The sequence below is a fragment of the Streptomyces sp. NPDC060205 genome (genome assembly GCF_042728395.1).
GTDB lineage: Bacteria > Actinomycetota > Actinomycetes > Streptomycetales > Streptomycetaceae > Streptomyces.
The window spans coordinates 1683-10203 of record NZ_JBHWZP010000324.1; the positions used below are offsets into that span (position 1 = coordinate 1683).

Consider the following 8521-nt stretch of genomic DNA (forward strand, 5'->3'; position numbering starts at 1 on the left):
TCGACCATCAACACCATGGTCGACCAGCTCTCCGCGTTCGCCGACGAGGTCACCCGCGTCGCCCGCGAGGTCGGCACCGAGGGCAACCTCGGCGGCCGGGCCCAGGTCCGCGGTGTGTCGGGGGTCTGGAAGGACCTCACCGACAACGTCAACTTCATGGCGGACAACCTGACCTCGCAGGTCCGCAACATCGCCCTCGTGTCCACCGCCGTGGCCCAGGGGGACCTCGGCAAGAAGATCACGGTCGAGGCGAAGGGCGAGATCCTGGAGCTGAAGTCGACCATCAACACCATGGTCGACCAGCTCTCCGCGTTCGCCGACGAGGTCACCCGCGTCGCCCGCGAGGTCGGCACCGAGGGCAACCTCGGCGGTCAGGCCCAGGTCCGCGGCGTCTCGGGCGTCTGGAAGGACCTCACCGACAACGTCAACTTCATGGCCCTGAACCTCACCTCGCAGGTCCGCAACATCGCCCAGGTGACCACGGCCGTCGCCAACGGCGACCTCTCCAAGAAGATCACCGTCGACGCGCGCGGCGAGATCCTGGAGCTGAAGGACACCGTCAACACGATGGTGGAGCAGCTGCGCGCGTTCGCCGACGAGGTGACGAGGGTGGCCCGCGAGGTCGGCACGGACGGAAGGCTCGGCGGCCGGGCCCAGGTCCTCGGCGTCTCCGGCGTGTGGCGCGACCTCACCGACAACGTCAACTACATGGCGGACAACCTGACCTCGCAGGTCCGCAACATCGCGCAGGTCGCGACCGCGGTGGCCCAGGGCGACCTGTCGAAGAAGATCGACGTCGACGCGCGCGGCGAGATCCTGGAGCTGAAGTCCACCATCAACACGATGGTCGACACGCTGTCGTCGTTCTCCTCCGAGGTCACGCGCGTGGCCCGCGAGGTGGGTTCCGAGGGCCAGCTCGGCGGCCAGGCGCGGGTCGAGGGCGTGTACGGCACCTGGAAACGTCTGACGACGAACGTGAACGAGCTGGCGTCGAACCTCACCACCCAGGTCCGCGCGATCGCCGAGGTGGCGTCCGCGGTGGCCCAGGGCGACATGTCCCGCTCCATCACGGTGGAGACCCAGGGCGAGGTCGACGAGCTCAAGGACAACATCAACCTCATGGTGGCCAACCTCCGTGAGACCACCCGCGCCAAGGACTGGCTGGAGTCGAACCTCGCGCGTCTCGCCGCCCTCATGCAGGGCCACCGGGATCTGATGGAGGTCGCGGACCTGATCCTGCGTGAGCTGACCCCGCTGGTGAACGCGCAGTTCGGGGCCTTCTTCCTGGCCGACCCGGAGGAGGACAAGACGACCCAGCAGACGGCGCTGCCGATCAAGGGGCTCGCCTTCATCGCCGGGTACGGCTCGGCGCAGAGCGCGACGGTCGACACGGTCAGCATGCCGGTGCACGGGCTCGTACGGCAGGCCGCGCGCGAGAAGAAGCGGATCCTGATGGAGGAGGCCCCGCCGGACTACATCAAGATCAACAGCGGTCTCGGGGAGGCGGCGCCCGCGAGTGTCGTCATCATCCCGATCCTCTTCGAGGACAAGCTGCTCGGCGTCATCGAGCTCGCCTCGTTCTCGCGCTTCTCCGATGTCCACCTGGCGTTCTTCGACCAGTTCGTGAACACCATCGGTGTCGCGATCAACACGATCATCGCCAACTCCCGTACGGAGTCGCTGCTCGGCGAGTCCCAGCGGCTGGCGATCCAGCTGCAGGACCGCTCCGACGAACTCCAGTCGCAGCAGGCGGAGTTGCGCCGCTCGAACGCCGAACTGGAGGAGAAGGCGGCGCTGCTGGCGACGTCCTCGCAGTACAAGTCAGAGTTTTTGGCGAACATGTCGCACGAGCTGCGCACCCCGCTCAACTCGCTGCTGATCCTCGCCCGGCTGCTCTCCGACAACCCGGACGGCCATCTGTCCGACCAGGAGGTGCAGTTCGCGGCGACGATCCACCGCTCGGGCTCGGACCTCCTGCAGCTCATCAACGACATCCTCGACCTCTCGAAGATCGAGGCCGGCCGGATGGACGTACGCCCCAAGAAGCTGCCCCTGATCAAGCTGCTCGACTACGTGCACGCCACCTTCCGTCCGCTCACCCTCGACCGGGGCCTCACCTTCGAGGTGGAGGTCGGCGAGGACGTACCGCGCGAGATGTTCTCGGACGAACAGCGGCTCCAGCAGATCCTGCGCAACCTGCTGTCGAACGCGATCAAGTTCACCGCGTCCGGCCGGGTCGAACTGCGCGTGAGCCGCGTCGAGAACCCCGAGCCCCACTTCACCCGGGAGTCCAGCGACAACGTCATCGCGTTCGCCGTCTCCGACACCGGTATCGGTATCGCGGCGGAGAAACTCCCCGTGATCTTCGAGGCGTTCCAGCAGGCCGACGGCACGACGAACCGCAAGTACGGCGGCACGGGCCTCGGCCTGTCCATCAGCCGGGAGATCGCCGGCCTGCTGGGCGGGCGCATCATCGCCGAGAGCGTGCCCGGCGAGGGTTCCACCTTCACGCTGTACGTGCCCGTCGTCAGCCCCGGCCATCTGCCGACCGGGCCCGGTGTCGAGGACCAGGACCTGGCCCTGCCCGAGCAGTTGTCCGCCGAACCCTTCACCGTCCACGACCAGGACGACAGCTGGCCCGCGCCCACCAAACTGGAGGCGTGGAAGACGGGTCGTGCGGGCCAGGTCCTGCCGGGGCGGCGGGTGCTGATCGTCGACGACGACATCCGCAACGTCTTCGCGCTCACCCATGTACTGGGCCGGGTCGGCATGCCCGTCCTGTACGCCGAGAACGGCCGCGAGGGCATCGAGGCCCTGGAGCGCAATCCCGACGTAGGGCTCGTCCTGATGGACATCATGATGCCGGAGATGGATGGTTACGAGACCATCTCCGTCATCCGCCGCACCCCGCGCTGGGCCGGACTTCCCATCGTCGCCCTCACCGCCAAGGCGATGCCGGGCGACCGTGAGAAGTCCATCGCGCGCGGTGCGAACGACTACGTACCCAAGCCGGTGGACGTCGACCAGTTGCTGACCGTCGTCTGCGCCCTCCTGGACCCCGAGGGCGCGGACGACCAGGAACAGGGGGACTCCACCGCCACCACCGTCACCGCGGGAGCCGGCCCATCGGAGGAACCCGCCATCCCGCCGACGACCGAATGAGGCAGGCAATCGATCACCATGAGCACTGAGGCATCGACCGACGAGCGCGCCAGCATTCTCCTCGTGGACGACATGGAGGACAATCTGATCGCGCTGGAGGCCGTCCTGGGGTCCCTCAACGAGCCGCTCGTACGCGCCCGTTCGGGCGAGGAGGCGATGAAGGCTCTGCTGCGGCAGCGGTTCGCGGTCGTCCTGCTCGACATCCGTATGCCGGGCATGGACGGGTTCGAGACCGCCGCGAACATCAAGCGGCTCGACCAGACGAAGGACGTACCGATCATCTTCCTGACCGGCACGGACTCCGACGCGGGCTACGCGTTCCGCGGGTACGCCACCGGAGCCGCCGACTATCTCACCAAGCCGTTCGACCCCTGGGTGCTGCGCGCCAAGGTCACCGTCTTCCTCGACCTGCACCGCAAGAACCAGCAGCTGGAGCGGATGCTCGCCCACGAGCAGGCGCAGTTCGACGAGCTCGCCGAGCGGCTGCACGCGATCGAGACCGACATGTCGGCCGACGGTCCCACCGACCTGACCGAACTGCGCCGCCACGTACGCCACATGGAGGACCTGCTGCGCGAGATGCGCAGGGGACGGGGCCTGTGACCCCGCCCCTATGGACCCATCGCGGGACTACGCCTCGCGCGTACCCGCGTACATCTCATCGATCAAGTACTTGTACTCGCGCTCGACCACCGGGCGCTTCAGCTTGAGGCTCGGGGTCAGTTCGCCGTGCTCGATGTCGAGGTCGCGCGGCAGGAGCTTGAACTTCTTGATGGTCTGCCAGCGCTGCAGGCCCTCGTTGAGCGTCCTGACGTGCTCGTCGATGAGCTCGACCGTCGCGGGCGCGGCGACCACCTCGGCGTACGACTTGCCGCCCAGGCCGTTGTCCGCGGCCCAGGCGAGGATCGACGGCTCGTCGAGGGCGATGAGCGCGGTGCAGAAGTTCCGGTCGGCGCCGTGCACGAGGATGTTGGAGACGTACGGGCAGACGGCCTTGAACTGGCCCTCGACCTCGGCGGGCGCGATGTACTTGCCGCCGGACGTCTTGATGAGGTCCTTCTTGCGGTCGGTGATGCGCAGGTAGCCGTCCGGGGACAGCTCGCCGATGTCGCCGGTGTGGAACCAGCCGTCGGACTCCAGGACCTCGGCGGTCTTCTCCGGCAGCCCCTGGTAGCCCTCCATGATGCCGGGGCCGCGCAGCAGGATCTCGCCGTCGTCCGCGATCCGCACCTCGGTGCCGGGCAGCGGCTTGCCGACCGTGCCCGTGCGGTACGCCTCACCGGGGTTCACGAAGGAGGCCGCGGACGACTCCGTGAGTCCGTACCCCTCCAGGATGTGGATGCCGGCGCCCGCGAAGAAGTAGCCGATGTCGGGGGCGAGGGCGGCGCTGCCGGAGACGCAGGCGCGGAGGTTGCCGCCGAAGGCCTCACGGATCTTGGCGAAGACGAGCGTGTCGGCGACCTTGTGCTTGGCCGAGAGGGCGAAGGGCGCGGAGGCGACACCGGTACGGCGGAAGTTGTCCTGCGTGGCCTTCGCGTACGCGCGGGAGACCTCGGCCGCCCACTGGAAGATCTTGTACTTGGCGCCGCCGCCGGCCCGCGCCTTGGCCGCGACCCCGTTGTAGACCTTCTCGAAGATCCGCGGCACGGCGGCCATGTACGTCGGCTGCACGACCGGCAGATTCTCGATGATCTTGTCCACGCGGCCGTCGACGGCTGTGACGTGCCCGACCTCGATCTGGCCGGACGTGAGCACCTTGCCGAAGACATGGGCGAGCGGCAGCCACAGGTACTGGACGTCGTCCTTGCCGACGAGGCCGGTCGCGGCGATGGCCTTCGCCATGTACGACCAGTTGTCGTGCGGCAGCCGTACGCCCTTGGGGCGGCCGGTGGTGCCGGAGGTGTAGATGAGGGTGGCGAGCTGGTCCTTGGTGATCGCCCCGACCTTCTCCTTGATCAGGTCGGGGTTCTTCTCCAGGTACGCGGCACCGCGCTTCTCCAGCTCGGCGAGGCCGATCACCCAGTCGCCCTCGCCGTCGGCGGACTCGACGCCCGCGGAGTCGATCACGATGACATGGCTGAGCTCGGGCAGCTCGGCGCGCTTCTCCCGCGCCTTGGCGAGCTGCTCGGCGTCCTCCGCGACCAGCACCCTGCTCTCGGAGTCGGAGAGGATGAACGCCGACTCGTCGGACTTGGTCGACGGATACACGGTCGTCGTGGCCGCGCCGGCGCACATGATGCCGAGGTCGACGAGGATCCACTCGACGCGGGTGGAGGAGGCGAGCGCGACGCGCTGCTCCGGCCGCACGCCCAGCTCGATCAGTCCGGCCGCGATCGCGTAGACCCGCTCGGCCGCCTGCGCCCAGCTCAGCGACCTCCACTCGTCCGGCCCCTCGCCCGAGGCCGCCGGTACCGGATAGCGGTACGCCTCGGCGTCCGGCGTGGCCGCCACGCGCTCCAGGAAGAGGGCCGCCACGGACGGCGGACGGTTCTCGATCAGGGTCTGTGTGTCGCTCACGACATCCTCCGGGGCCCGCGACAGTGCGTGACTGGCTCGTAGCGGTTAGCTCAGTAGCGGTCGTTGTTTAACTCGCGAGTAACGTCGAGTGGTGATCAGAGTAAAGCCCGTCCGCCCGGTGCGTAAGAGGCGGCGGCCTGTCACTTCCTACAGAGCGGAGGCGGAATGCGGCAGTCCGTGGACGACGCGGGCCCGCCGCGCGACAGCACGACGGGCCCGTGTTTTCGGGCCTGGCCCGATGGTTGCTGACGGCTACTTCTTTCCCTTGCCGCTGCCGGCGTTCTCGTCGCTGGAGAGCACGGCGATGAAGGCCTCTTGCGGAACCTCCACAGAGCCCACCATCTTCATCCGCTTCTTGCCCTCCTTCTGCTTCTCAAGGAGCTTCCGCTTACGGGAGATGTCACCGCCGTAGCACTTGGCGAGGACGTCCTTGCGGATGGCGCGGATGGTCTCGCGGGCGATGACCCGGGAGCCGATGGCGGCCTGGATGGGGATCTCGAAGGCCTGGCGCGGGATCAGCTCGCGCAGCTTGGCGACGAGCCGCACCCCGTACGCGTACGCCGCGTCCTTGTGCGTGACGGCCGAGAAGGCGTCGACGCGGTCGCCGTGCAGCAGGATGTCGACCTTGACCAGCGAGGCGTCCTGCTCGCCGGTGGGCTCGTAGTCCAGGGAGGCGTAGCCGCGGGTCTTGGACTTCAGGTTGTCGAAGAAGTCGAAGACGATCTCGGCCAGCGGCAGCGTGTAGCGGATCTCGACGCGGTCCTCGGAGAGGTAGTCCATCCCGAGGAGGGTGCCGCGGCGGGTCTGGCACAGCTCCATGATCGAACCGATGAACTCGCTGGGAGCGAGGATCGTGGCCCGGACGACCGGCTCGAAGACCTTGTCGATCTTGCCCTCGGGGAACTCGCTCGGGTTGGTGACCGTGTGCTCCTTCCCGTCCTCCATGATCACGCGGTAGACCACGTTGGGCGCGGTGGCGATGAGTTCGAGGTTGAACTCGCGCTCCAGGCGCTCACGGATGACGTCGAGGTGCAGCAAACCCAGAAAACCGACACGGAAACCGAACCCCAGCGCCGCGGAGGTCTCCGGCTCGTAGACCAGGGCCGCGTCGTTGAGCTGGAGCTTGTCCAGCGCCTCGCGCAGGTCGGGGTAGTCGGACCCGTCCAGCGGATAGAGCCCGGAGAAGACCATCGGCTTCGGGTCCTTGTACCCGCCGAGGGCCTCGGTGGCGCCCTTCTCCTTGCTGGTGATCGTGTCACCGACCTTGGACTGACGGACGTCCTTCACGCCGGTGATGATGTAGCCCACCTCGCCGACGCCGATGCCGTCGGCCGGGGTCATCTCGGGGGACGAGACACCGATCTCCAGCAGCTCGTGCGTGGCGCCGGTCGACATCATCTTGATGCGCTCGCGCTTGTTGAGCTGGCCGTCGATGACACGGACGTAGGTGACCACGCCGCGGTACGAGTCGTAGACCGAGTCGAAGATCATCGCGCGGGCGGGCGCGTCCGCGACACCGACCGGGGCGGGCACGTCCCGGACCACCCGGTCCAGGAGCGCGTCCACGCCGACGCCGGTCTTCGCCGAGACCTTGAGCACGTCCTCCGGCTGGCAGCCGATGAGATTGGCCAGCTCCTCGGAGAACTTCTCGGGCTGGGCGGCCGGCAGGTCGATCTTGTTCAGCACCGGGACGATGGTGAGGTCGTTCTCCATCGCCAGATACAGGTTCGCGAGGGTCTGGGCCTCGATGCCCTGGGCCGCGTCCACGAGGAGGATGGTGCCCTCACAGGCGGCGAGCGACCGCGAGACCTCGTACGTGAAGTCGACGTGCCCGGGGGTGTCGATCATGTTGAGGATGTGGGTGTTGCCCGGATCCTCGGTCGGCGCCCAGGGCAGCCGCACCGCCTGGGACTTGATGGTGATGCCGCGCTCGCGCTCGATGTCCATGCGGTCGAGGTACTGAGCGCGCATCTGCCGCTGGTCGACCACCCCGGTCAGCTGGAGCATCCGGTCGGCGAGCGTGGACTTGCCGTGGTCGATGTGCGCGATGATGCAGAAATTGCGGATCTGAGCCGGGGCGGTACGGCTCGGCTCGGGCACATTGTTAGGGATCGCGGGCACGCAGGGTCCTGTCTCTTGAGGCGCCTGTCGCCTCGGGTCGGATCGATACGTAGGCTCCATGGTCCCACGGGCGGCGAGGTGCGACCGGTTTGGGCCGTCAGCGGGGCGACTGCTAATCTGGGCAGCTGTGTCTCCTGCCCTCTCTGCAGGGGACACGCAGGAAACGCAGGAAATTCAGAAGAGAAATCACCGGCGCATGAGACTCACCGTCGTGAGACGCCCCGTCTCGTGCGCCTGAACCTGAGAAGGCTCATTCGTGGCGAACATCAAGTCCCAGATCAAGCGGATCAAGACCAACGAGAAGGCCCGGCTGCGCAACAAGGCCGTCAAGTCTTCGCTGAAGACCGCGATCCGCAAGGCCCGCGAGGCCGCTGCCGCGGGTGACGTCGAGAAGGCCACGGCCGCGCAGCGCGAAGCCTCGCGCAAGCTGGACAAGGCTGTCTCCAAGGGCGTCATCCACAAGAACCAGGCCGCCAACAAGAAGTCGGCGCTTGCTTCGAAGGTCGCCTCCCTCAAGGGCTGAACCTCTGCCGAGTACTGGGCCACGGCCCCGCACTCACTTGATTCGAAGTGATTCGAACGCCGGAAGGACCTGAGCGGGCCCTCTCTCATCCGCTCCCGACCGGCACCCCGACTCGTACGCGACTGCGTTCGCCACGCGGGTACGAGTCCCCAGCACGAACCGAACCCCGGCCTCGCCCTTCTCAGGGCGGGCCGGGGT

General features: G+C 67.6%; 5 protein-coding genes. 3 read left to right on the plus strand and 2 right to left on the minus strand.

Translation table 11 applies throughout. The features are described from left to right. Both ACFWGJ_RS36210 and ACFWGJ_RS36215 read left to right on the plus strand, forming a co-directional pair. The coding region (locus ACFWGJ_RS36210; RefSeq protein WP_387333093.1) for a HAMP domain-containing protein at positions 1–3162 on the plus strand (3162 nt) is incomplete at its 5' end. A gap of 18 nt (positions 3163–3180) precedes the next feature. Then, a complete protein-coding gene (locus ACFWGJ_RS36215) occupies positions 3181–3765 on the plus strand; it encodes a two-component system response regulator (RefSeq protein WP_387333095.1) in 585 nt (194 codons plus the stop codon). Between the two features lie 27 nt (positions 3766–3792). Here the strand turns inward: ACFWGJ_RS36215 and ACFWGJ_RS36220 are convergent, their stop codons facing one another. Then, a complete protein-coding gene (locus ACFWGJ_RS36220) occupies positions 3793–5679 on the minus strand; it encodes an AMP-dependent synthetase/ligase (protein WP_387333097.1) in 1887 nt (628 codons plus the stop codon). Between the two features lie 252 nt (positions 5680–5931). Then, positions 5932–7800: a translation elongation factor 4 gene (gene lepA / locus ACFWGJ_RS36225; RefSeq protein ID WP_387333099.1), complete on the minus strand. Its 1869-nt coding sequence runs from the start codon at positions 7798–7800 to the stop codon at positions 5932–5934. Between the two features lie 256 nt (positions 7801–8056). Between lepA and rpsT the strand changes: the two genes are divergently transcribed. Beyond that, complete coding sequence (gene rpsT / locus ACFWGJ_RS36230) at positions 8057–8323, plus strand: 30S ribosomal protein S20 (protein ID WP_107016309.1); 267 nt, start codon at positions 8057–8059, stop codon at positions 8321–8323. Positions 8324–8521: the final 198 nt, after the last annotated feature.

Excerpts from the sequence above, each read along its gene's own strand:
- ACFWGJ_RS36215 (WP_387333095.1), top strand. The coding sequence starts at position 3,181 with ATGAGCACTGAGGCATCGACCGACGAGCGCGCCAGCATTCTCCTCGTG.